The organism is Brevibacillus sp. M2.1A, assembly GCF_013284355.2.
Lineage (GTDB): Bacteria > Bacillota > Bacilli > Brevibacillales > Brevibacillaceae > Brevibacillus.
The window spans coordinates 5,608,536-5,634,620 of record NZ_JABSUY020000001.1; the positions used below are offsets into that span (position 1 = coordinate 5,608,536).

Below are 26,085 nucleotides of genomic sequence, written 5' to 3' on the forward strand. Positions count from 1 at the left end.
CGGACTTCCCTAAATAATATGTTTTTCCTATTAACGGTGATAGTTATATATGTTTTCCATATTTAATTATACTTGTTAAAATCAGCTTACATTTGGAAGGAGGAAGGACCTCATGGAATATCGGAGTCGAGAGCAGAGTCGATTTGGGGTGAGACTTTAAAGGGGATTCGTCGTGAAAGGATTGAGTTGTGCACGAAGGTTTTTCATCCGACTGGTACCGGAAAAAATGATCGGGGTCTTTCCCGCAAACACATCAGGGAAGCCTGCCACGCTTCCCTTTGCCAAGTTCTTCCCCAAGACTTTGAATTTGTTGTGTCAACGCAGTTTTTTCAAGTCCATGCTTACGCTATTCCTTCTTTCCTAAGCCTTATAAAAAAAAGCGACAGCTACGCGCTGCCGCTTTTTCCTATTCAGCGATTACGGAGTGCCGTCCGGTGTTTCCCCAGGAATCCGCGGCACATCCGGCTTGCCTTCCGGGTTGTTATACAAATACGTCGGTACATCGCCAATGATCAAGGAGTGGGTGATCGGGATTTTCGTCGTGACCGTCTGCTCCTCAGTTGCAAAAGGGATCACGATGCGCAGATCGACCTCCACAAAAATATATACTGTCGCCAGCACCATATTGATGCCTGCTTCCTTCAGCTCTGTCTCCAGCTTGGTTTTGACCGAGCCGATGGGCACGAAAGTCACCGGCAAATTCGGCCCCATTGATGCCAAAAAGGAGTTCCCGGTAGCCAAACCAAGCGGAATCGTGCGGTCTACTTTTTCTTGCTCGAACTCTTGGAGCTTGTTCTGGACTCTCGCTGTTGTTTCACCCACGATTCTTGCATATTCCTTGAAGTTGAACTGATACGCCTGAATCTGTCCCTCGTTGTTCTTCTCGATTTTGACAATCTGATTAAAGTCGACGCCCTGCTGCGAAATCCGCTTGGTTACGGCATCGGTTATCGCTTCTTTCGCCAATTGCTCGGCTTTTTGCGTCGCCAGGATCAAGAGAGTAGGCTCCAACCGATTTTGCAAAAACACAAGGGTCTGTATCGTCAAAACAAAAAAGATAACCAACGCGATCAAAAACGCTTTCGTACGTGAAAGCGGGTTTCTCCAACGCCGACGGGGTCGAAATACGGCCAATCCCGACACCTCCCAACTGGTACATCCTATGGTTAGGAGGTGGAAAAAAGACTACGTGTATCGAGAGCCCGGATTTCTATTTTTTTGAAAGAAAAACAAGATACAAGCCAAATCCGATCAACCCTGCGACAAGCATCAATTGGGCAAAGACCAGCATTCCGAATAAAGTGAAGGCACCCGCCAAGAATGGAGCCATAAGAAAACCAGCGAAATACCCGCTTCGACTCAAGAGCCCCTGCACCCCCATCACCTTGCCGCGCAGCTCGTTTTGGGCTTGTTGCAAAAGGGTGCTCTCATATACCTGTGCTGCCCCGGAAAAAAGACCAGCAAATACCAGAAGCATAAGCACAGACACAGCATGGTTTGCCGCGAATGCCCCTACAATCCCTACGGAAAAAACAGCATAAGCGATGAGCATCCCATTCACGAGCTTTACCCGCAAACGAGCTGCCACGTATGAGCCAATCAAGCCTCCGATACTCATCGCCGTCCACATCAATCCGTGCAGGGTAGCGTCACTACCGTGCAATTGATCCGCCAAAAAAGGCAACCCGTAATTATACGCAGACGTACTGAGCGATACGAGAAAGGCTAACAAGCTAATCGTCAATAGCACAGGCGTTTCCCGCAAGTAACGAAGGGTGACACGAAAGCTGCTTGCTGCTTTTGACGTAGCTAGCGCATTGTCCCCCTTCTCCTCCCACCGAAGTCCCGTCAGAATCCATGCTGAGAAAAGAAAGCTGGCGGCATCCAAAGTGATCACAATGGTATACCCATAGTGATCTGTCAGCCATCCTCCCAGCATGAAGCCCATGATGCCTACCAAAGACTCCAGCCTGACCTTTAATCCATTGATCTGAACCAGTTGCTCACTCCCAAATATTTGTGGCAAGGATGCCTGAAAGCTAATATGAAACAGCGTATACAGCATTCCGTTGAGAAAGGCCGCAGCGATTAATACATACGGTGTCGGATAAAAGGCGATAGCCAAAATAGCAAGACCGGCTCCCATGTCGCTTGCGATCATAGTGCGCCTTCTGTCCATTCGATCAGCCAACATGCCTGCCAGGGGACTAAACAGCATCCCCCCTAGTTGTCTTGCAACGAAAAAAGCGGTCATCCAATAAGCACTATGTTCAAATGTAAAAATCAACGCGCTACACGCGATCAAATTCATCCGTGATCCCAAGGATGACAACGCATTGACATACAAATACCATTTTATATTCATCTGCATCCAAACCTCCCGATCATGACAGGTGGTTTGAATCAACGCCCCCCTCTAGTGGGTGCGTACACTGATTATGGCAGTTGACATGCGCATGCCTCCTCTTAAATGAAAATCAGAAAAAAGCTCATGTTCTCGAAACATTTCGATGGGGGACGTTTCCCCAAATCGTCCTGTACGGCACTTGTTGCCGTACCTTCATAATAGTTGGTGGGTGCGCTGATTGTCGATAGCACAAAAAAGGACGCTTTTTCTCCAAAAGCGCCCTAAACTCAAGTAATCCTGTTGATTTACAATGTAAGAATAATGGTAAATAATTTCCTTTTGGACAAGCTCATGCTATCACTACTCTTGAAATTTGATCATATGGTGTAGGGAGTATGACTTTCGTTTGGGAGGTTATTTATGAATCTGGAACGTTTGGAACAAGCATTTGGCTCCCTCGTTTCTCCTACTCCTGCCCAGCTTAGACACGCTCTCGTCTCCCTCTCTCCTTGCATGGAACAACTTGGTCCATACATCCCGGAGCCGCTAAACCTACCCTATGGACGCAAAGTATTATTCTCCACGCCACATGTAGAAGTTGTCTTGATCCATCTGCCGACAAATCAGGAATCCATCCCGCATAATCACGGTGATTCTTTTGGTTGGGAATTGGTAGTCTCAGGTACGCTAACGAATATGCTTTATGTCCAGACGAATAATGAAAATGAAGTTCAACGAGCACAAACAACTCATGTCAGCACAGGTGAATACTATTTTGTAGAGCCTGGGGAAATTCATGCCATTCGCAACAATGGACAAAGTCCGGTTATTTCCGTGAACGTTTACAGTCCACCATTGCGTAATTGCCGCCAATATTGTCCCTTTGAACCACCATCGCAATACTGATTTACAGGTTTTCTGTTATTTCCGACAGCTCATCCGCAGAGCTGGCTACCTGTGCCACCGCTTGGTTCATATCTTCCATGACTTTGAAGAAGTTTTCCAGCTCCCGCTGAATCCGTGAGCTCTGTTCTTTACTGTCTGAGACAGCGCTCATGATTCCTTCAAAAAAGGCATTCGTCTCGTTTACTACCGCCGTGCTCGATTGGACTAGCGCCTGAATTTCTACCACGACAGATGAGAGGACTACTGTCTGTTGGTTCGTCTTCTCAATCAGCTCACGCACACCGAATACGGACTTTTTGGTCTGTTCTGCCAGCTTGCGTACCTCATCGGCTACGACGGCAAATCCGCGTCCCTGTTCGCCAGCACGTGCTGCTTCAATCGCGGCATTTAAAGCCAAGAGATTTGTCTGCTCAGCAATCGCCGTCACGACCTCTACAATCCCTTGGATTTTTTCGGCGTTTTCCTCCATCGCGTTCATTTCTTCCGAGATTTGCTTGACGCTACTCTGAATCAAGCGCATTTGTTCCTGTTGTTTTTCCAGCTTTTCTTTGCCTTCCCGGGACAGCTCTTGTGCTTTCGTGGAAAAGCCCGTGCCATTTTCAGCAAAACGAAGCACTTCTCTCGACTGTTCTGTCAATTGCACAACAGACGCGCTGTTTTCTTCTGAGACCGCTGCCAGTTCATGCGCAGAATTGGTCAGGAGGATTCGCAGCTCGTCCTTTTTGTCTTGATCCAATTGCCGCGCCTTTTCATGCTCGTTTTCATATTCCTCCAGCACAATTTGCTGTTCGATGTTGAGAATCTTCGTGACGGCCGTGACGGCTTGTACGAACTCGTCCTTGTCCGCGATGTTTTTATGCAAGAGATCAATCAAGGTAACCAGGATGTTTTGGAATGCGCTCAAGTACCATTTTGGTTCTAAGCCAATTCGCATATGAATAACCGCAATTCTACTACGCTGTTCAATGTAGGCGCTGTCGATGCGTCCGCTAAACATTTCACAGATATGGCGGTTTAGCGTTAATTTCAACCGTTCAATCGTGCTGTTTTGGTTTACAATCTTCATTAAAAGCGGTTCATTTTCAATACTGGCATAAAAATAATCTACAATAGCGTCAATATTTTGAATGATAAGTGGCTGAAGTGCTTTCACAATGCTCAATTCTTCTTCGGTCAGGTTGATCATTGCTAGTTGCTTCGCGAGAGTGCTTTTCCCTACAACGTTCACTTCCCCCTTTTCCTTCACCCCCTGAAAAAAAGATTCACTTTTTCCTTTCCCTTTCAAACCAAAAAAGGTGGAAAACGGACATGTGCTCATAGCCTGAACTCCTTTTATCCGAGTACATATATCTCTGGAATATCCTTTCAATTATATACTCCTTTACAAACGGGTGTAAACCGCCCACCTTGACCATGGGCGGTTGAATATGCCTAGCTAACTAACAGCTACATTTCCGCTTTTCTCACAACGACTCGTTGCAGCTTCCAGCTTGTCTTGTCCCATTTCCAGTACGACTCCACATGCGCGATCGTATCAGCGTTGGCAACACCGCTGACTCTCTGCTCCCCTTTTAATTCACAGATGCCATCGCGGTTCTCATTGATGGGCTTGAGTACGCTAAACGTATTTGGCAAGACCTCTACTGGAGAAACCAGCTTCCCGTTCTTGTAGACACCATTTTCTTCATAGATTTTTTTGCGATCAGACAAATCGAGAACGACAGTCTCCCCCGTCTCCTTGATCGTCAACGGCACTTTGTATTGGTCCTGATAGGAGCCCGAAATCGTCAAGGGCTGCGGGACAGGCAAAATCGCCGGCTTATTGTCCTTGTCTGCGAACAAATAAAACTCAGACGTCCCTGCACTGCCCCCAGTCGGCGCCTGAAGCAAAATTTGTTGCACACCCCCTCCGGTAAAATCACAAAAGGACATCTCCGGCTGATAAGCGCCGTACGGTGTTGTAAAAAAGGTTGTTTTTTTCGCAACGGGGTCTTGAACCATGATTTTTAAGTGTTCAAAGTAAGGGCTGTCTGCCGCAAACCTCTTTCCTAGCAACGTGACGAGATCCGGTCGACCATCGCCTGTCACATCCTGCCGTTTGACCTGGATTTCCTCAAACACTGTCGGAGGAGGCTGTACATCTCTCGCCTCCAAGGCAAGAGCTGCTTGTCCCCACCCGGCTCCTGCCAACATCCATACGATACAGCCAATCATACCTGCCCTCTTGCTTGTCCACATGTCGCTACATCCACCTTTTCATCTGTTCAGCTTATCTGTAGTATGCAAAAAATGGCTTTGGTCATACCGTCCGAAACGGTAAAATAAGAGAGAGGGATCGAAGAAAGTGAGGAACACTAAGGCAATGAAACGAGCGGTATTATTTGGAGTGACCGGACTCGTCGACCTTGGCCTCTCTTGGACTGGCAGGTGCGCATGAGTACGAATCAAAAGACTTACCATAGCTAGCCGCAGCGGGAAAAAGGACGAGTTGACGTTCATACATATAGGATGAAGGCTTTCATCGAGGAGGCGAACTCGCATGACGACTCCAAAACAACAGCGCGCATCAAAGGCTCCGCCTAGCCGTCGAGCACTTCGCTCCGCTTATGAACTGATTCTCACACAAATCTGGCCCCGCCTACCCGCCGCAACCGAATCCACTTGCAGGAGAATCAAACATGAAGATCAGACTTGTACAAAACGGAATCATCACTGAGATAGAAGACATCGAAGAGACTGCTACTCCACCTGTAAACGGGTTTTACTGGATTCATGCTGCTCCATTCGATTTGGATATTTTACAGCCGCTGTTCGGACTGCATCATCTGGCTGTCGAGGACTGCATCGACGAGGAAGAACAGCGGCCCAAGCTGCAAAACTACGATGATCATTACTTTATAGTCATCAATGGCATTACCTTCCACAATCATGATATCTTCTTGCGTGAAATCAATATTTTTTTGGGCAGCAGCACCATCATCACCGTAACGAAGCAGGAGGCCCCCGAATTTACTACCATGTTTTCGATCATCCGGGAAAAAGAAGTCAATCGCCCCGATGCGTTTCTGTATTACTTGGTCGATCAAATTGTCGATCGTTATTTTGATGTGACTGAAAAAATTGAAGACCTGCTCGAAGATCTGGAAGAACAAATTTTGATGCACACGAAAAAATCCCATCTGGATCAAATTATCGGGCTGCGCAGTGAAATCTTGTACGCCCGTAAAATGCTTGTTCCCCAGCGGGATTTGATTGATGCCCTACATAAAAAAGAACTCCCGCTGATTCAACCTTATCTGCGGAAGTACTTTGGCGATATTGTAGAGGATGCCAGCAAAATTGTAGAGAGCTTTGAAGCTTTTCGCGAACTCATCGGGAACTTGCGCGAAGCATATCAAGCAGCGCTTGCTGGTAGAGCCAACGATATTATGCGTGTTTTTACCGCCTTGACAACGATTTTTATGCCATTGACAATTGTGACCGGTATATACGGGATGAACTTTGATGTGATGCCTGAGCTGCGTTCACCCTACGGCTATTACATCGTTCTGGGATGTATGGCGGCGATAGGCACGACGATGTATATCATTTTTAAAAAGAAGGACTGGCTCTGATTAGACCAAATCGCCACAGGCGATGATCATGAGCGTCAGCATTTTGGACAAGTCACACTCATAGGGATGCTCGATATCCCGCCCTTCCTCATCTACCAGAACTCTGACGATCGGGCGGCTCGGCATTCCTTTGTTCGAATCGACAACGACACCAGACAAACCATTGTTCAGCGTGACGGTCAGACCAACAGGGTAGAGTGCAATCGTATTTCGCAAAGCCTCTACATACGCCTGGTCGAACAGTTTGCCTGAACCGGAGTAGAGCACCTCCATCGCTTCATGAGGAAGCATTCCGCGACGGTACACCCGATGCGACGTCAGGGCATCGAAAACATCAGCCACTGCCATCAAGCGACCAAACGGGTGAATCTCTTCTTTTTTCAGGTGCCGTGGATAACCGGAGCCATCCCAGCGCTCGTGATGCTGAAAAGCGCAGTGGGCTGCAAGCAACGGAATGTCGTCTTGCCGACGAAGCATCTCAAAACCGATCTCCGTATGTCTTTTCATGATTTCAAATTCTTCTTGCGTAAGGCGGCCCGGCTTTTTCAAAATGTCGTCTGGGATATGCACTTTTCCGATATCGTGGAGCATACCGCCAATACTTATCTCCAACACATCTTTTTCCGAGCAGCCGGTATTTATGGCGAGAGCTGTGCTGTACAAGGCAACGTTAAATGAGTGCGTGAATATGTAATTGTCGAAGGCACAAGCATCTGCCAATAAATTCATGGCTGAATCACTGTTGTTCAATTCATCCGCAACGATTTGCATGACATCCCGGAGCTTACGTCCCAAACCCTTGTCCGAAAAAAGCTGCTGCCATTTGTCCGGGACTTGATGAACGGTTCGGAATGCATCGTGAATCATGGACATTGCTTGTCTGCGAGTATTTTCGGAAATGACTGTCTCCACGATAATATCATCGGTGCGCTTGTCTTGGATGTAGAGACTGTTCACGTTTTTATTTTTGAGTCGAGCTATCATTCGTTGGGTCAGTTCTACTCCAGCTCCAACGAGAATCGTTCCATTCTCTGTATAGATGGAACGAGCCAGTTTATCACCCGGCTGGCATTTTTGAATGGATTTCAGTCGCATTTCCTTTCCTTCCCTTTCCTCAGGGTATCCCTATTATAGCGTGATTCGACTTGATTCTACATGAAATTTTTTCTAGATATTCTTTTCGGAAGAATCCTTGTTTGCAAGGGAGATGATCGTATGCCGCTTATCGAAACAGAATTAACACAGCCTCTTTCATTATGTGACCAGGATGGCCGCTTGCTTCCCGAAGCGATTGGCTGGTCCCGCTATCCGTTGCACGACTGCCAATTTAGCGGGCATTGGCTTCGCCGGAAAAAATGGAATTTTTGGTTTATCACCGCGCCTGAATGTGCGATGTCGATTGCGATGGTCAATCTGGATTACGCTGGCATTGTCTTTGTCCATTTTATTGATCTGACGACAGGGGAAACCGCGGACAGTGCTGTTACGGTTCCTTTTGGTGCAGGGATTCGGCTTGGTGCCACCGTAGATGAGCCTTGCCATTTTGCGAGCCGCAAGCTCTCCGTCTCCTTTCAACCAGGAGCCAGCGGAACGAGTGTAGAAGCGACTGCCATTTGCCCCGGCAATAAGCCTCTCTCGCTCGACATCGTGATTGATCCGCCAGCCGAGTCCTTAAATGTCGTGATCCCGTGGAGTGCAGAGCGCTTTCAGTTTACATCGAAGCAAACGGCCCGACCCGTGCACGGCACCATTGCCTATAACGGGAAAACCTATGTGCTCGATCGGCAGAATGCTTTTGCCAGTCTGGATTTTGGACGTGGCGTTTGGCCGTATCACACTCGCTGGAACTGGACGACCTGCTCTTTCCGTCACGCGGAGGGTGTCGCAGGCTTTAACTTTGGCAAAGGCTGGACGGACGGAACCGGTATGACGGAAAATGGCTTGATGATTGATGGTGTCCTCTACAAGCTGAGTGAACAAATTCGTTTTTCTTACAATCCTGACAACCGGATGCTCCCTTGGACGCTTGCGAGTGAAGAATCTTCTGCGGTACGCCTCACCTTTACGCCGCTCTTTGCCCGAACCGAGCATAAAAATTTTGCGGTGGTGCGGACCACTCTGCATCAAGTAATCGGCCGATATGACGGGACACTCTCAACACCTGATGGAAAAACGATTGCGGTGCAAAGCAAGATCGGAATCTGTGAAGAACAAAATGCCCGTTGGTAGACAAGGCGCGAAAAAACTGAAAAACCTTTGTCCCGGGACAAAGGTTTTTTCTATAGGCAAACCGTTTGTTGTTTTACAGCATTTTCACGACAGCATCCCGCCCAATCATCCCAGCAGTAATCCCCTTCTTCTCCGCCGTCGTCGTCACGGACTCCAGCGGTGCATCCAGCAATTCCTGTATGGTCTTGACCCCCACCGCACGACCGGCAAGAATTTCTCTCGCTGCTAACCTTTCGTTTAATAGCCCCACATCCAGCGCTCCACACATGATGTATCCATGATCGGTCGTTACAGCCAATAGCGTCGTCTTGGGCAAACGAACGGTGACAGCAATAGCCGTCCCCTCTGGAAAGTGGATTGGCACTACCTCGACCATCAAGATTCCTCCCTTTTCTCTCCTGTCTGTTAGCGTTACCATCCTATGACATTTAGCAGAGAAAGGTGAGGTTTCAATGAGAGCTCCCTGATCGAATTTTAATGCATGATGCCTGTCGGAAAGTGCTCATCCTCCATCGCGACTTTCCGTTTCATGACTTCAATCATATACGTTGCAAGCATGTGAAACAGCTCTTCCTCGTCCATTTCCTCGACCAAGTCCAACAAATCATCTCGAGACTGCTCAGCGAGAATGCCAACGACAACTGCTGTAATGTCCTCTTCATCGCCATTAAAATGTCCTCTGTACAGCTCGTAAACTTCATCAATGAAGCGCATCACTCGTCTCCTCCCGTTTTTCGATAGCATTCCCGAAAAAACGGTCTCTACGATTGGTTTTTTGACGTGGGCGATATCTTTTCCCACCGAGGAAGAAACGCATTTTGCAGCATCTGCTGGTCCTGTATCGTGGTGGCGAGCACTTCACGCAGCATCTCGGGTAAGAAAAACGTAACCTCACTGCCGAGCAGCAATTCAGGAAACATGCGATTGTACATAAACATGTCGATCGTCCCGACTCGATACAGACGTTCGCGATCAAGCGGTTGCCCGTTGACTTCAATCTGGATAATTTGCGGTTGGTCATTCTCACTGTAGCGGATGTGCAATCCGTCCACACACATCCAGCCTTCTATTTTGCCGCGAAAACCGTACCCTCGCAGCTCCCGATGAACCATTTCCGGTTGAATGGCTTGCTCCAGAACAGTGGTGAGCTGCGCCCCTGTAATCGTGACAGCGCAGGCATTGATCGGGTGGGGAATACTGTGCAGCAAATCGGCAAAAGACAAGCTGCCCCGTGGCAAATCGGCAAGCAACAGCCCGCCATTTGCCATGCCGATCTCAGCACCCGTCCATTTGCGAATACTCGCTGCGATGAAGGAGCCATAGGGGGTCTCCTCCGTCCAGCCTATGTGCATGTCTTGCTCCAGTTGAGCAATTGGCTGAAACAAACGAGTTTCTGCCCATACTTTTTCACTCTCGATGAATTGGCTCAATGATTCGTCTACCTGATACTGTTCTGTGTGAAAAAGCTCTGCACGCACGTCTTTGATGCCATTATGAGTCCTGTCCCAGACGAGCTCTACATGACCGACATACTCGCCAAACCGCCCAGCTTGTGTGATCAAGGTGCCTCCCAGGTGTTCTCCATGAAGCAGTGCCCGGTGAGAGTGTCCGCCCAAAATGATATCCAGCCCATCGACTTCACTAGCCAGCACACAATCTGTCTGATAGCCGAGATGCGATAGCAAAATGACAACATCCACTGACGAGCGCAGTGCCGCAATCTGCTCACGCAATATCGGAATCGGTTCCTTGATTTCCCATCCCATACTCTGATAAGAGGGTCCAAAGGGAATCGTCATTCCCAAGATCGCCAGCCGCAGCTCGCCTATGGTATGAATTGCGTATGGTACAGCCCAAGACGGGACAGAATTGGTTGTCGGTTCAAACAGATTGCCCGTAATGATCGGGAAGCGTGCATCTGTGTACAGTTCATTCAGCTTGTCTTTTGGGAGTGTGATGCCTTCGTTGTTTCCGATCGTCGCGTATTGAATCCCGCTGCGGTTCATGATCTCGACGTTTGTTTTCCCAAAGCTCGCTTCAGATCGGATATCCATTCGATCCATATGGTCCCCAATATCGACCGTCAGCACATGCTCTCCCCTGCCCTCCCACTCTTCTCGGTGTATGCTCAGGCAGGTTGCAATTCGCGGCATCGTATCAAAATGGCTGTGCAAGTCATTCGTGTGCAAAATGTGTAAGGTACAGGTGTCAGCCACGACTTTCCCCTCCCTCTCGTCTCATTATCCAAAAATCGCTTCTCCGATCATTTGTATGGCAATTCCCAATATCAGAACACGCAAAAACAGCACGATGGTGCGACCTTTCATTTTACTGGCAATAATCGCTCCGAGCTTTCCGCCCGCCCATGCCCCCGGCGCGAGCATCGCTGCATACAGCCAGTGTACGTTGTCGTGGAAGATATTCGTGATTGATCCAACCACCGCTGATAAAAAGATGACCACCATAGAAGTAGCCGTGGCAATGTGTGGCGGGAAACGAAACAAAATCATCATGGCTGGAACCATCAGGATGCCGCCCCCCACACCAAATAGCGACGAGGTAATCCCTACAAAGAAGGCAATCGTAATCACGGACCATTTGCTATACCCGTACACATATTCATTTCCTTCGTTGTCGACGAAGTGGCGTTGGACTTCCCACTTGATGCTGCGTGGTTTGATCTTGTCTTTGACCATCAATACGACAAACATACAGAGCTGAAACAAGCCAAACAGCAGCGAAAAGCCCTCCACTGCTAGTAATGTATTAAGATACACGCCCACAATAGCACCTGGGGCACTCCCGATGAAAAAGAGCATAGCACTCTCTTTATCTACTTTTTTTTGTTTGAAATAAGAAAGGGAGGAAGACAGGGCCGTTACCGCAATCACGATTAGCGAAGTCGCCGCTGCTACTTGCGGGTTCATCGATCCAGGCATGTACCAATTCCCAAAATACAGCAGAGCAGGCACGAAAAAAATCCCACCACCCAGACCCGCGATACTGCCAATGACGCCAGCCACGACTCCAATGATGACAAACAAGATGGCAATTACTGCAAGCATGATACTCCCCTTCTTTCTTGCTACGTGGAGAACAGGTCCATCTGACGAGGATTCAGACCAGTTGGTGCAAGGCCAAGCATCTCCGAAAACTGCTTCGCATTCGCTGCTGCATCTCCTCCAGAGTTATTGTTGAACAAAATGCAGACTTCATCCGCTTCCCTTTCGAGTAGTCTGATGTGTTCAACCCACTCTGCAAGCTCTGTCTCACTGTATCGATATAAATAACGGACATCTCGCCAATTTTGTCCCTCTCCGGGATCTCGCCAGCCCGCTTTGTTGCGCCCATGAAAGCGTACCAACGCCAAGGATGGCTTCGTTACGGCAGGAACAATCGGGACGGAGCCTTTTCCGACCTGCGGTTCATCACATACCACATGTGTCGCTTCGATCTTGTGCAAGAAATCAAGCGTTCGCTCTGAATACCGTGGTTCAAACCAGCTTTGATGGCGAAACTCCACCGCAAACGGATACGCCTGCATGGCTTGGCGGCAAGCAGTCACATACTGGACATGCTCCCGGGTACAATCGAACCACGGCGGAAACTGAAACAGCAATGCTTTGAGCTTGCCTGCCTCCACGACAGGCTGAATACTCTCCTCAAACAGACGAAACAATTCCCGTTTGCTTGCCGAAGCGTCCCCTCGTTGATGTCCCGTCATCCCTTGATGAGGCTTGACGATAAAGCCAAATCGTTCAGGCGTATCCTTCACCCACGATTCGTAATTTCGCTGTGGTAAAATAGCGTAAAAAGAACTATCCACCTCTACAATTGGAAAGTGGCTGGCATATACGGACAGCTTGTCTCGATTGCGCACACCTTGTACGTACAATTCGTGCTGATCTCCCCAGCCGCAAACTCCCACTTGTATTGTAGTCATCAAATGCTAACCTCCAAATCATAGCCGAATAGAGAAGAAGGACGTAAGCCGAATGAAAAATCCCGCTTGGTTGGGTGACCCCTTTGCGATTAAGGATAACAAAATATTCCTGACGAAAAAAGTAGCGAAACGCCTCCTGGCCGAAGCACAAGAGGCGTTTCCTTATGAGTATTCTGCTTTGCTCGCAGGTCATGGAGCAACGATTACGACCTGTGTACCAATGCCCATCTCCCCTGACAGGCACGTGTTCGCTTGGGATGGGACAACGTTTCTTCAAGCCTTGCAACACATCCGCAAGAACAATCTTCAATGGCTAGGTGTCTTGCATACACACCCACATACACTGCCAATCCCTTCTGCACGCGACATAGCAGGCTGGCATTATCCCACGCTCAGCTATTGGATTGTGGGACTCGCATCCGCACAGCCAGCATGGCATGTCTATCAATGGGTACAGAATGGCAATAGCGGATCATTTGAAGCACGCAGCTATACACTGACAGAAGCGGCTTGTGACGATGGGGAAACCACTGGTTCCTCTCCTCCAAAAAACTCTTGATACAAAGCAATCACAGCACGGTCTGCCTCTTCGGCTTTTACACCGAACATCATGCTTACTTCCGATGACCCCTGATTGATCATTTCCAAATTGATTTTCGCAGCAGCCAACGCCGTAGTGGCTCGCGCAGTTGTCCCCACAGATTGACGCATGCCCTCCCCGACAATCATGACGAGTGCCAGACTATGCTGAACAGCGACATCATCAGCGAGCAGCTCTCGGCGGATGCGCTCTACAATCCGCTGTTCCTTCTCTTCCGTGAGATCTCGCTCTCGGAGAATGACAGAAATGTTATCAATTCCAGATGGCGTGTGCTCATACGAAAGCCCTTCCTCCTCCAGAATTTGCAGCAGCTTGCGACCAAAGCCAATTTCGCGGTTCATCAAATACTTGCTGACGTAAATGCTGCAAAAGCCGCCGTCACTTGCAATCCCCGACACTCTGTTTGTAGCAGATCCTCTCTCCGCCACAATCATCGTACCAGGCGCAGACGGATTGTTTGTATTCTTGATGCATACTGGTATATCTGCTTGATATGCGGGAATCAACGCTTCCTCGTGGAACACACTAAAACCGGAATAGGACAGCTCCCTCATCTCTCGGTACGTAATCTCTGTCACTTTTTTTGGATCGGCAATCAGGTTTGGGTTGACCACATACACCGAGTCGACATCTGTAAAATTCTCGTAGACCTCTGCCTGAACTGCCGCAGCCAAAATCGATCCCGTAATATCCGAGCCACCTCGTGAAAAAGTAACCAGATCACCGGCACGCGAATAGCCGAAAAATCCTGGGAAAATGACGATTCCCTCCCGCTCTCGCAATGTCGCCAATTTGGTATACTCTTCAGGGAGGATATGAGCATTACTTGCTTCATCTGTAACCAGCATTCCTGCGTCCTTTGGATTGATGTAGGTCGCGACCTCACCCAGGCTCTGCAAATAACGAGCGACAACTTTGGCGCATGTATCCTCTCCGGCAGCTTTGACCGCATCCATGAATCTGTCTGCGGACAAGCCCGCCTTGTTTGCGAGAACCTCCTCGAGCTCCGCTTCGATCGCTTGGCCGATCTCGGCAGAAAGACCGAGTTCGGCCACAATCTCCCGGTAGCGCAGGAAAATGGCTTGTTTTGCTTCCTCTGTAGGCTCCCCAGCCAAAGATCGCTCAGCATAGGCAATTAACAAATCAGTAACCTTCGTATCTTCCTTGTTCCGTTTCCCAGGTGCCGATACAACAATCAATCGTCTGTCCCGATCCGCCATAACAATTTGGCATACTTTTTTTATTTGCTCGGCATTCGCCAGAGATGTTCCCCCAAATTTTGCTACCTTCATGATTGATTCCTCCACCCAACTCTCACGTCTTATGCTTTTACTAGCTTAATTTATCCACACAAAAAGAACAAGTGTCTTTTCCACAGAGACACACAGGAATATTCATCAAGATTTGTCGCATAGTAACGGTGAGTACATCATCACGTACAGCTACCTAGCACCATAGTCTCTGCAACGAGGTGAACGAATGAAAAAGCTTATCCTCTTTTTCCCCCTTTTGCTCGCTGTCATTCTTGCTCCTTCCTTCAGCGAGACAGCCAATGCCATTCGGGGAAAAAATCGCGAGTATTACGAAACAAGAGGAGATATCGTTTGGGAAGTGCCGACAGAGAGCAAGGTGATTGCCCTTACCTTTGACGATGGTCCTGATCAGGTATACACTCCTCAGATCGCAGCGCTGCTGAAGCAGTATCAAGCGAAATCTACCTTTTTTGTCGTCGGCAATCGTGTGAGCGAGTACCCGGAAATTGTCAAATCTCTCGCGAATGATCAACATGAGATTGCCAATCACACTTACAGTCATCCTGATATACGAAAGCTGTCAGCGAAACGACTGTTAGAAGAGGTGCAAAAAACACAGGAGACGATTTATTCGGCAACAGGGGTTCGTCCCACCCTCTTTCGTCCTCCGGGGGGATATTATGACGAGACCGTAGTCGATACAGCCAAGCAAGCCGGTTTTCTCGTGATCATGTGGTCATGGCATCAAGACACACGTGATTGGAGCGACCCCGGTGTAAAAAAGATCGTCAACAAGGTTTTGAACAACGCTCGGAATGGAGACATCGTGCTATTTCACGATTACGGAGGCAATCGAAAACAGACTGTACAAGCTCTCGAGCAAATATTGCCTGAACTGAAAAATAGAGGGTATAAATTCGTCACGGTCAGCGAATTGTTGAGAGGATACGGACGCGCGAAACAGGTAGACTACCCTTGATTTTCTGCATAAAAAAGTGCCCCTCGCTAAAAAGGGGCACTTCTCCTCTGATGGATTTGATTATTTCTTTTCGTCCTCCGAAATAGAATCGGTCTCAACCTGAACTTTTACAGGTACAGGCGGTTGCTGCGCGGGCACGTTACCACCCTTTTGCATAAAGTCCGAGATCATTTTATTCATATCCAAACCAGACACGTCTTTTAACATCTCCGGCAGTTGGGCCATCAGCTTCGTAACATTCCCGCTCAGACGATTGACGCCATCTCCCTGACCGCCTCCTGCATCCACGATTGTTACTTTGTCAATCGCTTTCATTGGCTCGGCAACTTTCTCAGCCAGCTCAGGGAGCATTTTCGCAATAATATCGAGGACAGCCGCATGACCGAATTTTTCAAATGCTTCAGCCAGCTTCTCTTTCCCTTCTGCTTCGGCTTCGAGCTTGAGTCGCGTGACTTCTGCCTCAGCGCTACCACGGGCTTTTTCAGCCTCGGCAATCGCCAAGCCTTCCAGACGCTTCTGCTCGGCATTTGCTTTTGCCTCAGCTTCAATGCGGTACTTGATCGCGTCTGCTTCTCTCAGCTTCTTCGCTTTTTCCGCTTCTGCCGCCTGTTCCACTGAGTAGCGGTCGGCGTCGGCCTTTTTCTTCACTTCCGCATCATATTGCTTTTCGCGGCGAAGAATTTCTTTTTCCTCCAGCTCGATTTCCTTCTGCTTGCGGACGAGATCGATCTTCATCTCTTCTTCTGTCACCTGCTGCTTGGCGACAGCTTCTTGCAGCTTGTAGGCTTGGTCCGCGCTCGCCTTCGCTTTGTCCTGCTCTTGCTTAAACGCCGCTACCTTCAGTTCTTTTTCCTTTTCAGCTTCGGCAATGTTCGTTTCCTTCAGCAGCTCTGCCTTGCGTGCCTCTTCCTCTGCCTGTGCCTGCTTGATCCGCGCTTCTTTGTCCGCATCAGCCTGTGAGATGGTCGCATCGCGCTTCACCGCAGCGATTTGCGGTATTCCAAGCGCAGCTAAATAACCGTTTTTGTCCCGGACATCCTTGATCGTGAAGCTGACAACGGACAGCCCCATTTTCTTCAAATCCTTTGTCGCTACCGCTTGCACCTCTTGTGCGAATCGCTCACGGTTCTTGTAAATTTCCTCTACCGTCATACTGCCGAGGATTGCCCGCAAATAGCCTTCGAGAACCTCCTGTGCTTCTCCGCGCAGCGCCTCGTCACTCTTGCCCATAAATTGCTCGGATGCAGTCGCGATATCTTCAATCGAGCCGCCTACCTTGATGATTGCAACGCCATCTGCCATGACAGGAACGCCCTGCTCGGTGTACACCTCAGGAGTCGATACGTCCAACTTATGAGACAGAAGACTCAGAAAGTTTGCTTGTTGAAAAATAGGGAGGATAAATGCGCCGCCTCCGCGGACGATCTTCATCTTGCGCCCGGATTCGTCACTGAGTACGTTTTTCGAGCCGAGATAGCTACCCGTCACGATCATGGCTTCATCTGCACCCACTGTTTTGTAACGGGCCCAAAAAGCAATACCCAAAACGAGAAAGACTGCGACGACAACACCTACTATCGTCAAAATGCCAGGATCTACCATCATTTCCCATCTCCTTCGCCAGATTCAGTGTAAAAGGGGATCACATACAAGACATGGTCACGGACCTCGACTACGACGACACGGGTTCCTTGCGGGATAATCTGGCCCTCCAGACTCGCTGCCATATGGTAAGTGGTTCCACTAATCATCGGCAGCAGCACCTCTCCCAGTCCTTCTGCCGGAATTGTCGTCCCGACTTCTCCCAGCTTTCCTCCTAGTTGACTCATGGAATAGCTCGTGGAATTTTCCGCATGACTCATCGGCTTTACCCACAGGAAGTAAGAGACAAGAGCCAAAGCGAAACCAATGACAGTAGCCAGCATCAATCCGACAAGCGCACCAAGAGAAGTGTACCTGGACAACAGATACCCCGCTCCGCCAAAAGCAGTCATGCCGCTGACCAACAAAATGGGCTGAGCAAAAGGCAGATGCAGATGTCCCAGCCAATCCGAGAGCGTATCGCCGAACAACAGTGAGATGACCGTGTAGAGTAGACCAAGTACAAGGCAGACCATGTAGACGGTTTCAAGTACGCCCACGACTGTCCCCCCTTTCTAAAATTGCCTCTATAGTGCATACGAGTGAGGTGGAAATTAGTTTCATAAATAAGGAATTAATCCCTTTTCTTATCGTTTTTTCTGCTGTAGGACTCTTTGGATGCGTCGAATGCCTTCCTCGATATTCGTCGGGCACTCCCACGAATAGGTCAGGCGCAGCCAGCCCGCTTCCGCTCCATAGACGCTACCGGGTGTAAAGACAACGCCCTCTCTGATCGCATCATCAAGCAATTCCCTTTCGTCCCTGGGAGCCAGCAACCGACACCAAATATGATAGCTGCCACCCGGCTCCTTCCATACGGCGAAATCGGAGAGATGATTGTGCATAGCGCGTACCATTGTTTGTTGCTGCTCCAACAAGTAACGAGACATCCGCTCCTGCTGATTGTTCCAGCTCTCTCGCTCAACAAACCGCCGGGCGAATTGCTGGGAGACGCTGCTCGTGCCAAAGTCCATTTGCTGCTTGGCATCGGCTAGTCTTTCTACAACAGATCTAGGTCCCACCAGCCAGCCAATCCGCAAGCCTGGCGCAATCGTTTTCGAAAGACTCCCGACATACAGAACAGCCCCTGTCTTGTCGATGGCTTTGATCGGCTTGGGTGGTCTAGGGCTTCCAGCCAGTGTCAATGCGCCGTAAGCGTCGTCCTCCACAAGTGGCAGGCGCAGTTCCTGACAAATATCGAGCAACTGAGATCGCCGTGCCTCACTTAAAATCGTCCCGGTTGGATTATGATAGGTCGGGTTGGCGAAAACCATGCGAATGCGATGCTCCCGCTGCAAGTCGTAGACAGCCTCGGGTATAATTCCGTCCTCATCCATCGGCAAGCGAAATAAACGCAGCCCGGCTGAACTGAATAAGGGCAAGGAATACGAATAAGAGGGTCCCTCCATTGCGATTGCATCTCCTGGATTCAAGAGACACAGTGTAATGAGATGCAATGCCTGCTGCGCTCCTGACGTCACCAAAATTTCGTCGGGAGAAGCGTGAATGCCGTAGTTTTCTTGCAAATGCACAGACAGTGCCTCACGCAGACGCGGCTCCCCCTTTGGGTGCGCGTAGCCCAGCTCAAGTTTGATCTCGTTTTCTTCCCTCGGCGTCGTTGGTATCCATGACGGGATCATCGTCGTTGCCAATTCTGCCTTTGCCAGATTGATGATTGAAGAATCGAAGCACGCATCCTGAATTCGTTTCGCGAGTGGATAAGCTGGCAAGAATGCCCCGCCATTCGTGTAGGTATACCAGTTTGGCATTTGTTTGACGCCCCACAGATCCCGACTGACCCAAGTACCGCTCCCTTGCCACGATTGTAAAATCCCTTTTGCCCGCAATTCTTCGTACGCTGCCGATACCGTCCCACGATTGACGCCAAAGCGACGTGCCAACACTCTTTCCGGCGGCAGAGATGTACCGGGGGACAGCACTCCTAGCACAATCTGTCGTTCCAGCTCTTTGGCGATTTGCAAATAGATCGGAACTCCCGCATCTTTGTCCGGCTTCCATTCCATCCTGATCCGTCCCCCAAATTTCCTGTTTTCGTTTTCCTCACTTTCGACAAATTGGCTTACTGCTCCTGCTGCCAATTGGCTCTACCGTTTATGCTCGGTCGCCTCTAAGATAAAACAACAGAAACTTTTATTCGATAAAGGATGGGATTCGGATGAGTGCACAGCTTCCTATCGAGAAGCAAGCCTTACAAAAAGAGCAACCAATCACTCCTGAGCAGCTGCATACAGAGAAAATGGGCTTGCTGTATGGCTTCATCGGGGTGCTTAGCTTCAGCTTGACCTTGCCAGCAACGAAGGTGGTTGTTACCGTGCTCTCTCCCCTCTCGGCAGGGTTGGGACGAGCGTTGATCGCGGCTGTACTGGCTGCTTTGGTGCTCCTAATGAAACGTGTACCGTTTCCTACCTGGCAAGAGACCAAGAAACTGTTACTCGTATCTGCCGGAGTAGTAGCAGGCTTCCCGCTTTTCTCGTCGTGGGCGATGGAGAGAGTGCCCGCTACGCATGGTGCAGTCATCATCGCACTATTGCCATTGGCCACGGCAGGCGCAGCGATATTTTTTTCAGGCGAACGCCCCACCCGGAAGTATTGGATTTCAAGTGGGATCGCCTGTGTGACGATTATCGCCTACGCAATCAGTTCTGGCTTTGGTGCCCTCCAATGGGCGGATCTCGCCTTGCTCGGGGCGGTCATCAGCGCGGCGATCGGATACGCGGTCGGCGGTGAGCTCTCCAAGACGATGGGTGGTTGGCAGGTCATCAGTTGGTCGTTGATCTTTGCCTTTCCTTTTCTCGTCATTCCGCTCGCAGGGCCTCTGCTTGCTGAGTTAAAACAAGCCACTTGGACTGTCTGGATCGGTTTTGGTTACATTAGCGTAATCAGTATGTTTCTCGGTTTTTTCGCCTGGTATCACGGCCTGGCACTCGGTGGCGTCTCCAAGGTAAGTCAAATCCAATACCTTCAACCCTTTTTATCGATCATCGCCGCCTGGCTCCTCCTGTCAGAGACATTGACACTCGGTGCTGTTCTTTCCGCTGTCATTGTCGTGTTTGCTGTCGCAAAAGGAAGAAAAGCTTCCGTACAGCAAAAAGCGTAAGGAAAAAACACCGCTCCTCTTCACTAGGAAAAGGGCGGTGTCTCTTGTTTTTATTCTGCTTGTTTCAGCATATTTCCCAAGTACATCGGTTGATAAGTGGGATCAGACAAGACTTGCTTGACTTGATCCGGTCGTGTTTTGTGGTCATTCGGCAGTTGCTTCCACTCGTCTAGCGTGACCCAGCCCGCCCATTCGATTTCTTCATCGACGATACCACCTGGCGTAGGGTTTGTCTCTTCTCCGACGAGCTTCGCCAGAACTCCTACTCCGACTGTATGCTTTCCATTCCCTTCCTGATCGATCCGATCGTCTATCCAGATCAATCGCTCCATTTCCACGAGGAGTCCAGTCTCTTCCATCACTTCTCTTTTCGCCGCGTCTGGAATCGCTTCCAAATATTCTACGATTCCCCCTGGCAGATTGTAAAAGATGCCTCGTTGTGTCTGCTCACGGATGAGGAGGACCTTCCCTTCGTGTTCCACTACTACGGTGACTCTCAAGCGAATCGCTGACATTTCGCTCGCTCCCTTCTCAGATGGCAGGCGTACGCGTAACATTCAGGGAATCGACACCGGAGTGCGCTAACCATTCCTGTAATGCCATAAGTCCATATTGTTCCAAAAACTTTGCTTCAGAATCCGCGATTGCATGAAGCATCATGAACCTGATTACGTCCTTGCCGTTTGTATAATATTCAAGTCCAGCCTCTTCATAATAGGCAGGGGTCAGTACCATATGATTCAAAACCGATTTTTCCACGATTGTATCCCCGAGCGAAAAGATGCTCCCAGACTCCATACGGGTATATTGACTCTCCCACTGACGAATTACCTGGGCTGCTACTCTTGCCAAATGCGTAATCATTCTCTGCTCAAACTGATAGGAATAGACGAGGTACTCTGTGGCCCCCATCTTGTGCAGCTCAAGCGTGGCATACGTCCACCATCCTCGCTTGCGCGTAGCCGGATAGACGGCAATCAGGATATCCGCATCTTCCGATTGATACAGAACGCCTTGGCTCCCAAAAAAGCGGTGGCAATGATCCATTAATTCCTTCACCACTATCATATGTGCAACCCCGCTCCAAAAAGTATGAAAACCTCTACGGCTGCCTGCTCATAGAAGAGCAACTGCGCATTTGTGAAAAGGTTTGTGCTCGCCCGAAAAAAAGCATGCCTGGATACGTAGGCATACTTCGTTGATGCTGGGTAGCGTAATCTTGTATATACGAACATTTTATCATTGTGCGGAGTGAATGTACATGTTTGAACACGCACAAAAAAGCCACCGTTATCCCGAGGGAACTGTTCTAGTTTATTTCGTGACTTTTACCGAAATCGTCATGCTTTTTCCTTGGTACTTCACCTTGAGTTTCGTTGTTCCTTTTGTGATCTCTTCCTCTTCACCTTCTGCAATCGTGACAGATCAGCTCAGCCCCACCGACATAGACTGTCAGCTTGGATGTTTTTCCGGCATATTTGGCTGAAATAACGGTTACACCTGGCGCAAGCCCGATGATTTCTCCGTTCCCATTGAGCGTATCGAAAAAGTAACCATTATTATCCATTTGCGTAATAAAACGTGAAGGAGTGAATTCCGCATGACCGACTTCGTATCCATCATATTGATAACACTCCCCCTACTTAGTTGGGGTTTTATCGTGAATTCCCAGTCACTTCGTAAAAGATGGCTGTATGTACTGTTCACATTTATCCTTTTTTGGGGGATTGTCGGATTAGAATGTTACTTTGACCCTCCATCCCCTCACTATGAGTAACCGACTCAATAGTTAAACAGCGTGATAAGTGAAAACTGCTCGACCATTACGACTTTGACATGGTACGATTTAGGAAACGCTTTTGGTGGTGTTCCCGTGTTTAAACTCGATTGGATAGCTTCATAAAAGGATTTCTTTTGCCCGATCTCATGGTCGGGTTTTCATTTTTTCCTCGCTGTGCTTGATCCACTATTTACAGCTCAGGTGCAATAAAAAATACGTATCTGAACGAATCAGACACGTATTTTTCTAAGGCGTTATTCCTTCGTCAAGAACTGTTCACTACTTGTCTTTATGAGCTTTTGTCTCTGCAAGGTGCAAGGTTCCTTAAGATCATTACTCCCTCGTTCAAATGTTTTCGTTCTTCAACGAATTAACGATACTGTATTCTTTGTATTTTCTATTCGCATAAAAGATCGTCAACCCCACAATAAAAAACACACCTATCCCAGCAATGATAAGATCCGCCCAAGGCAACGTAAAAGCAAATTCAAAATTACGGTCAAGGATCTTGTAGATGAAAAACATCACGCATAAACTAATCGGTAGTCCGTAAATAAGCGACTTCATTCCATAAAAAACCCCTTCGAACCGTAGCATTTTCTTCACGCCCTTTGGCGTCATGCCGATGGAAGCCAACATCGCAAACTCACGTTTTCTCAAGGCCATCCCTGTCGATATTGTGTTGATAATATTTGCCATACAAATGAGTCCGATGAGAACCACAAACCCATAAAGGAATACGGATGTGACTGTGGCGCGATTCATTGCATCCTGACGCTCCTCAATCAGATTGGTCGTATAGACATGTACATCTGGATATCTGTTAATAATCGGGTTTATTTCATTTTCCAATGCCGCAGACTGCTCAGTTGTAAATTGAACCTCGCTAGTAACTTGCTCAGACAGCATATTGTTCCCACGTTCTCTTAACTTGTCAAAGCCTCGTTCAGAAACAACAAGTGTAACCATAAAAGCATCTTCCTGGTAGCGTAGCATAAAAGGTGGACGTTTATCCGTGATAGAAGCAATTCGGACTTTAGCTCCTTCAATCAAAGTGAGAGGCAGTTCTGATCCTTCTTGGACTGTTAATTGAGAGATATCTGTAAAATTATGTTCTTCTTTCAAGGTGAACCGATTGACAAGTATTGCAGAAATCTCGTCACCTTCCAATTTCTTTGCATCAATCCCAGCGGATTGCAGGTACGCTGCAAAAGAGGCCTCATCCAGAGAAACAATGTTTGCAGACATGAAGTATTTCCCTTCTGGATTAAGAGTATGGCGACTGGAGATGTCTGTGGTAACCTCGTTTTCGTTGAGTAATAGATCTGCACCGATAAGTTGGGTCCGCACCTTTGTTGTTGCGTTTTGGACAGACATCAATTCATTTGTTAATGACCTTACCCTTTCCAGATCGGCTCCCCTTGCGTTTACTGACAGATCATATGGTAGCGGTGCTTGTGCCATATTGTAGGACTTATCCATATACAACGAAAAGGAAGAAGCTGCTAGGTACAAGATTACACTGATCGCAAGAGAAAAGACAGTTGAGCGATAGTGATGTTTATTCCTTTTCAGATTTTTTAATCCTAATTCCGCTTCAAATCCAAACAACTTCCGGATCATTTTGGATGTACGAACATCTTTTCCTTTTATTTCGATATCCTTTGTCTGGCGGATTGCAGTTATCGGTGTAATTCTCGAAGCCCTCACTGCTGGTAACCATGCAGAAATGAGCAATGTCAAAACGGAAAACAAAACGACAGCAATCATACTGTACGGCTCTATCACCAGTCGCATCGGTTCACTAGCGACAAACATTTTTTGAATGAATGGGCTGAGCAAATGGAGAGTAACTCCAATGCCAATTGACCCAAAAAACAACCCGGCTGGAATAGCTATGATCCCGATTACCGTAGCTTCAAAAAATACAGAAGCCCTTTTTTGTTGTTTGGTTGCCCCTACGCTAGATAACATCCCTAAAGTGCGACTACGCTCTGAAAGTGAGATCGCAAACGCGTTGTAGATTAGTGAGACAGATCCAATCAGAATGATAATTCCCACGGAAAGAACTGCCAGATACATGGTGTTAAGAAAGTGGGAATCATTCGAAATCCCGGAATAAAGCAAAAGGTCCCGATTGTACTTGATTTTTACTCCATTCGATTTAACTTGATCCTTTACTCCGCTTACTTTACTAGCAATCGTGTCACTCGTTTCATAAATGTTATTTCCTAAACCTTTAAAATCCTTATATTCAACACTTACCGTATAGGGAAAACCCTCCTCTAAATCACCCTCGGAGAGTCCACTAAATGCACGGTATGCGGCCAGTGCATCCCGCTCTCTAGCTGGCGCTTGAACAATCCCGGTAATTGTGTATGTTCTTGTCTTTGTAGGCGTAAAGACTTCCTTTGATTGATAGACATAATCGGTGTCTAATGTCTCGCTCTTACCATCTATATTCAAGCTACGTTTACCAAAATCTAAGGTGACTACATCTCCAACCTTCCAGCTTACCCCTGCGGTTTGGAGAAACTGTGATGAAAGTGCCAGTTCATTTTCATTTTGAGGCAAGCGCCCATCAATTAGGCTCACCCCAATTACATCATGCTTACTGTGTCCAGTAATATACAAATAAGGCTTCACGCTGCTTGGAGAGTTAGAAAGTCGTGCAAATCCGAGTTTCTGTTCAATGTCGTACCTTTCAATTCCTTCTGCATTTGTAATAACCGCAACATCTTCTCCTGCAACATCGAGAAAAGCTGCCTGCCATTTACCAGAGTAGGCAATCGCGTTTCTCTGCATCATTTCCATGAAAGAACTGCTAATCGAAAATACTGCTGTAAGCATTGCGACAGAAATGACAACCCCAATGATTGTAACAAGGGTACGGCTCTTATTCTTCTTCATATAACGTAAAGTGAGCTGATTTACGATATTCATCGCCTGATCACCTCATCTCTGGAAATCCTGCCGTCCTGAATGCCAATAATACGGTCCGCTTGCAAGGCAATGTTTTCGTCATGTGTAATAACGATCAGTGTTTGATGCCGTTCTTTGTGTAGTTTTTTCAAGAGCTTCACAATCTCAGCACTATTTTGGCTGTCTAAATTCCCTGTTGGCTCGTCAGCCAATACAATGGCGGGACTGCTAATCAAGGCACGGCCAATAGACGCACGCTGCTGCTGTCCTCCAGAAAGCTGGTTTGGCAGATGCTTTAATCGCTGTTGAAGGCCTAGAGTCTCTACGATACCGGAAAAGATATCTTGATTTACTTCTCTACCGTCCAACAGCAATGGCAGGGTGATATTTTCCTCCACAGTAAGGACAGGGATCAGGTTGTAAAATTGATAGATAAGCCCAATCTGTCTGCGCCTGAAGATGGCCAGTGCCGTTTCATCCATCGCGTACATATCAGTCTGGTCAACGATCACTTTACCCGATGTAGGCGTATCAACGCCCCCCAGAATATGCAAAAGGGTAGACTTACCTGAACCAGATGGTCCAATAATCGCCACAAACTCCCCTTTTTGTACGGAAAATGAGATATCGTTCAATGCAGTAACAGCTGTTTCGCCATCACCGTACGTCTTTGACAGGTTCTCTACTCGCAAAATCTCCATCATGATCCTCCCAGATAAGTTATTACGTTGAGAATAGCTGCCAAACATGTC

The 26,085-nt window shown here is 48.1% G+C and carries 25 protein-coding genes and 1 pseudogene; 7 read left to right on the forward strand and 19 right to left on the reverse strand.

Annotation, left to right across the window (positions count from 1 at the left end; translation table 11 throughout):
- Positions 1–147: 147 nt before the first annotated feature.
- A pseudogene (locus HP567_RS26735) lies at positions 148–279 on the forward strand (aldo/keto reductase); the annotation flags it as partial.
- 138 nt (positions 280–417) lie between these two features.
- Here HP567_RS26735 and yunB read toward each other — a convergent pair.
- Positions 418–1,143, reverse strand: coding sequence for a sporulation protein YunB (gene yunB / locus HP567_RS26740; protein ID WP_173610030.1), 726 nt, complete (start codon positions 1,141–1,143; stop codon positions 418–420).
- Between the two features lie 67 nt (positions 1,144–1,210).
- Positions 1,211–2,365, reverse strand: coding sequence for an MFS transporter (locus HP567_RS26745; RefSeq protein WP_173610029.1), 1,155 nt, complete (start codon positions 2,363–2,365; stop codon positions 1,211–1,213).
- 402 nt (positions 2,366–2,767) lie between these two features.
- Here HP567_RS26745 and HP567_RS26750 point away from each other — a divergent pair, with 402 nt between their 5' ends.
- Complete coding sequence (locus tag HP567_RS26750) at positions 2,768–3,253, forward strand: cysteine dioxygenase (RefSeq protein ID WP_173610028.1); 486 nt, start codon at positions 2,768–2,770, stop codon at positions 3,251–3,253.
- Between the two features lies 1 nt (position 3,254).
- Here HP567_RS26750 and HP567_RS26755 read toward each other — a convergent pair whose 3' ends face one another.
- The gene (locus HP567_RS26755) at positions 3,255–4,571 is read right to left on the reverse strand and encodes a globin-coupled sensor protein (protein ID WP_173610027.1); all 1,317 of its coding nucleotides are present in this window, start codon (positions 4,569–4,571) and stop codon (positions 3,255–3,257) included.
- Between the two features lie 128 nt (positions 4,572–4,699).
- On the reverse strand, positions 4,700–5,491 hold the full coding sequence (locus HP567_RS26760; protein WP_173610026.1) for a hypothetical protein: 792 nt from the start codon (positions 5,489–5,491) through the stop codon (positions 4,700–4,702).
- A gap of 440 nt (positions 5,492–5,931) precedes the next feature.
- Between HP567_RS26760 and corA the strand changes: the two genes are divergently transcribed.
- The gene (gene corA / locus HP567_RS26765; RefSeq protein ID WP_173610025.1) at positions 5,932–6,867 is read left to right on the forward strand and encodes a magnesium/cobalt transporter CorA; all 936 of its coding nucleotides are present in this window, start codon (positions 5,932–5,934) and stop codon (positions 6,865–6,867) included.
- On the opposite strand, the gene HP567_RS26770 is transcribed toward corA, so the two are convergent.
- Positions 6,868–7,962, reverse strand: coding sequence for an HD-GYP domain-containing protein (locus tag HP567_RS26770; RefSeq protein WP_173610024.1), 1,095 nt, complete (start codon positions 7,960–7,962; stop codon positions 6,868–6,870).
- 120 nt (positions 7,963–8,082) lie between these two features.
- Here HP567_RS26770 and HP567_RS26775 point away from each other — a divergent pair, with 120 nt between their 5' ends.
- Positions 8,083–9,096, forward strand: a complete 1,014-nt coding sequence (locus HP567_RS26775) for a DUF2804 domain-containing protein (protein WP_173610023.1) — start codon at positions 8,083–8,085, stop codon at positions 9,094–9,096.
- A 73-nt stretch (positions 9,097–9,169) separates the two neighbouring features.
- Here HP567_RS26775 and HP567_RS26780 read toward each other — a convergent pair whose 3' ends face one another.
- The 5 genes from HP567_RS26780 to HP567_RS26800 form a co-directional block, all read right to left on the reverse strand.
- The gene (locus HP567_RS26780) at positions 9,170–9,472 is read right to left on the reverse strand and encodes a YunC family protein (RefSeq protein WP_047073052.1); all 303 of its coding nucleotides are present in this window, start codon (positions 9,470–9,472) and stop codon (positions 9,170–9,172) included.
- Positions 9,473–9,570: 98 nt separating this feature from the next.
- Entirely contained in the window at positions 9,571–9,810 is a 240-nt protein-coding gene (locus tag HP567_RS26785) for a DUF6154 family protein (protein WP_173610022.1), read from the reverse strand.
- A 47-nt stretch (positions 9,811–9,857) separates the two neighbouring features.
- Entirely contained in the window at positions 9,858–11,312 is a 1,455-nt protein-coding gene (locus tag HP567_RS26790; protein ID WP_173610021.1) for a bifunctional metallophosphatase/5'-nucleotidase, read from the reverse strand.
- Positions 11,313–11,336: 24 nt separating this feature from the next.
- Positions 11,337–12,161, reverse strand: a complete 825-nt coding sequence (locus HP567_RS26795; protein ID WP_173610020.1) for a sulfite exporter TauE/SafE family protein — start codon at positions 12,159–12,161, stop codon at positions 11,337–11,339.
- 20 nt (positions 12,162–12,181) lie between these two features.
- On the reverse strand, positions 12,182–13,039 hold the full coding sequence (locus tag HP567_RS26800) for a DUF72 domain-containing protein (protein ID WP_173610019.1): 858 nt from the start codon (positions 13,037–13,039) through the stop codon (positions 12,182–12,184).
- A 52-nt stretch (positions 13,040–13,091) separates the two neighbouring features.
- Here HP567_RS26800 and HP567_RS26805 point away from each other — a divergent pair, with 52 nt between their 5' ends.
- Entirely contained in the window at positions 13,092–13,598 is a 507-nt protein-coding gene (locus HP567_RS26805) for a M67 family metallopeptidase (RefSeq protein ID WP_173610018.1), read from the forward strand.
- Here HP567_RS26805 and HP567_RS26810 read toward each other — a convergent pair.
- Positions 13,529–14,932, reverse strand: coding sequence for an aspartate kinase (locus tag HP567_RS26810; RefSeq protein WP_173610017.1), 1,404 nt, complete (start codon positions 14,930–14,932; stop codon positions 13,529–13,531). The two genes, HP567_RS26805 and HP567_RS26810, sit on opposite strands and share 70 nt — an antisense overlap.
- A gap of 187 nt (positions 14,933–15,119) precedes the next feature.
- Between HP567_RS26810 and HP567_RS26815 the strand changes: the two genes are divergently transcribed.
- Positions 15,120–15,872, forward strand: coding sequence for a polysaccharide deacetylase family protein (locus HP567_RS26815; RefSeq protein ID WP_173610016.1), 753 nt, complete (start codon positions 15,120–15,122; stop codon positions 15,870–15,872).
- Between the two features lie 60 nt (positions 15,873–15,932).
- Here the strand turns inward: HP567_RS26815 and HP567_RS26820 are convergent, their stop codons facing one another.
- From HP567_RS26820 to HP567_RS26830, 3 genes are all read right to left on the reverse strand, one after another.
- Positions 15,933–17,474 carry a flotillin family protein gene (locus tag HP567_RS26820; protein ID WP_173610247.1) on the reverse strand — a complete coding sequence of 514 codons (1,542 nt, stop codon included), beginning with the start codon at positions 17,472–17,474 and terminating at the stop codon, positions 15,933–15,935.
- Entirely contained in the window at positions 17,474–18,013 is a 540-nt protein-coding gene (locus HP567_RS26825; RefSeq protein ID WP_173610015.1) for an NfeD family protein, read from the reverse strand. Before HP567_RS26825 ends, HP567_RS26820 begins: the two co-directional genes overlap by 1 nt.
- An 87-nt stretch (positions 18,014–18,100) precedes the next feature.
- The gene (locus HP567_RS26830) at positions 18,101–19,537 is read right to left on the reverse strand and encodes an aminotransferase-like domain-containing protein (RefSeq protein ID WP_173610014.1); all 1,437 of its coding nucleotides are present in this window, start codon (positions 19,535–19,537) and stop codon (positions 18,101–18,103) included.
- 152 nt (positions 19,538–19,689) lie between these two features.
- Between HP567_RS26830 and HP567_RS26835 the strand changes: the two genes are divergently transcribed.
- Positions 19,690–20,631: a DMT family transporter gene (locus HP567_RS26835; protein WP_173610013.1), complete on the forward strand. Its 942-nt coding sequence runs from the start codon at positions 19,690–19,692 to the stop codon at positions 20,629–20,631.
- Between the two features lie 50 nt (positions 20,632–20,681).
- Here the strand turns inward: HP567_RS26835 and HP567_RS26840 are convergent, their stop codons facing one another.
- The 5 genes from HP567_RS26840 to HP567_RS26860 form a co-directional block, all read right to left on the reverse strand.
- On the reverse strand, positions 20,682–21,146 hold the full coding sequence (locus HP567_RS26840) for an NUDIX domain-containing protein (protein ID WP_229088160.1): 465 nt from the start codon (positions 21,144–21,146) through the stop codon (positions 20,682–20,684).
- Positions 21,147–21,162: 16 nt separating this feature from the next.
- On the reverse strand, positions 21,163–21,699 hold the full coding sequence (locus HP567_RS26845; protein WP_173610011.1) for a suppressor of fused domain protein: 537 nt from the start codon (positions 21,697–21,699) through the stop codon (positions 21,163–21,165).
- Between the two features lie 334 nt (positions 21,700–22,033).
- Entirely contained in the window at positions 22,034–22,198 is a 165-nt protein-coding gene (locus HP567_RS26850) for a hypothetical protein (RefSeq protein ID WP_173610010.1), read from the reverse strand.
- A gap of 558 nt (positions 22,199–22,756) precedes the next feature.
- Complete coding sequence (locus HP567_RS26855) at positions 22,757–25,354, reverse strand: ABC transporter permease (protein WP_173610009.1); 2,598 nt, start codon at positions 25,352–25,354, stop codon at positions 22,757–22,759.
- Positions 25,351–26,034 (reverse strand): ABC transporter ATP-binding protein, encoded by a 684-nt coding sequence (locus tag HP567_RS26860; RefSeq protein ID WP_173610246.1) that lies wholly within the window; start codon positions 26,032–26,034, stop codon positions 25,351–25,353. The genes HP567_RS26855 and HP567_RS26860 overlap by 4 nt, the downstream gene beginning before the upstream one ends.
- Between the last annotated feature and the right edge of the window lie 51 nt (positions 26,035–26,085).

Coding starts and splice junctions, on each gene's coding strand:
- HP567_RS26820 (WP_173610247.1), bottom strand. CDS start 17,474: ATGGTAGATCCTGGCATTTTGACGATAGTAGGTGTTGTCGTCGCAGTC.
- HP567_RS26750 (WP_173610028.1), top strand. CDS start 2,768: ATGAATCTGGAACGTTTGGAACAAGCATTTGGCTCCCTCGTTTCTCCT.
- HP567_RS26795 (WP_173610020.1), bottom strand. CDS start 12,161: ATGCTTGCAGTAATTGCCATCTTGTTTGTCATCATTGGAGTCGTGGCT.
- corA (WP_173610025.1), top strand. CDS start 5,932: ATGAAGATCAGACTTGTACAAAACGGAATCATCACTGAGATAGAAGAC.
- HP567_RS26800 (WP_173610019.1), bottom strand. CDS start 13,039: ATGACTACAATACAAGTGGGAGTTTGCGGCTGGGGAGATCAGCACGAA.
- HP567_RS26745 (WP_173610029.1), bottom strand. CDS start 2,365: ATGAATATAAAATGGTATTTGTATGTCAATGCGTTGTCATCCTTGGGA.
- HP567_RS26815 (WP_173610016.1), top strand. CDS start 15,120: ATGAAAAAGCTTATCCTCTTTTTCCCCCTTTTGCTCGCTGTCATTCTT.
- HP567_RS26760 (WP_173610026.1), bottom strand. CDS start 5,491: ATGTGGACAAGCAAGAGGGCAGGTATGATTGGCTGTATCGTATGGATG.
- HP567_RS26850 (WP_173610010.1), bottom strand. CDS start 22,198: ATGGATAATAATGGTTACTTTTTCGATACGCTCAATGGGAACGGAGAA.
- HP567_RS26775 (WP_173610023.1), top strand. CDS start 8,083: ATGCCGCTTATCGAAACAGAATTAACACAGCCTCTTTCATTATGTGAC.
- HP567_RS26810 (WP_173610017.1), bottom strand. CDS start 14,932: ATGAAGGTAGCAAAATTTGGGGGAACATCTCTGGCGAATGCCGAGCAA.
- HP567_RS26785 (WP_173610022.1), bottom strand. CDS start 9,810: ATGCGCTTCATTGATGAAGTTTACGAGCTGTACAGAGGACATTTTAAT.
- HP567_RS26770 (WP_173610024.1), bottom strand. CDS start 7,962: ATGCGACTGAAATCCATTCAAAAATGCCAGCCGGGTGATAAACTGGCT.
- HP567_RS26860 (WP_173610246.1), bottom strand. CDS start 26,034: ATGGAGATTTTGCGAGTAGAGAACCTGTCAAAGACGTACGGTGATGGC.
- HP567_RS26835 (WP_173610013.1), top strand. CDS start 19,690: ATGAGTGCACAGCTTCCTATCGAGAAGCAAGCCTTACAAAAAGAGCAA.
- HP567_RS26855 (WP_173610009.1), bottom strand. CDS start 25,354: ATGAATATCGTAAATCAGCTCACTTTACGTTATATGAAGAAGAATAAG.
- HP567_RS26830 (WP_173610014.1), bottom strand. CDS start 19,537: ATGGAATGGAAGCCGGACAAAGATGCGGGAGTTCCGATCTATTTGCAA.
- HP567_RS26845 (WP_173610011.1), bottom strand. CDS start 21,699: ATGATAGTGGTGAAGGAATTAATGGATCATTGCCACCGCTTTTTTGGG.
- HP567_RS26780 (WP_047073052.1), bottom strand. CDS start 9,472: ATGGTCGAGGTAGTGCCAATCCACTTTCCAGAGGGGACGGCTATTGCT.
- HP567_RS26805 (WP_173610018.1), top strand. CDS start 13,092: ATGAAAAATCCCGCTTGGTTGGGTGACCCCTTTGCGATTAAGGATAAC.
- HP567_RS26840 (WP_229088160.1), bottom strand. CDS start 21,146: ATGTCAGCGATTCGCTTGAGAGTCACCGTAGTAGTGGAACACGAAGGG.
- HP567_RS26755 (WP_173610027.1), bottom strand. CDS start 4,571: ATGAGCACATGTCCGTTTTCCACCTTTTTTGGTTTGAAAGGGAAAGGA.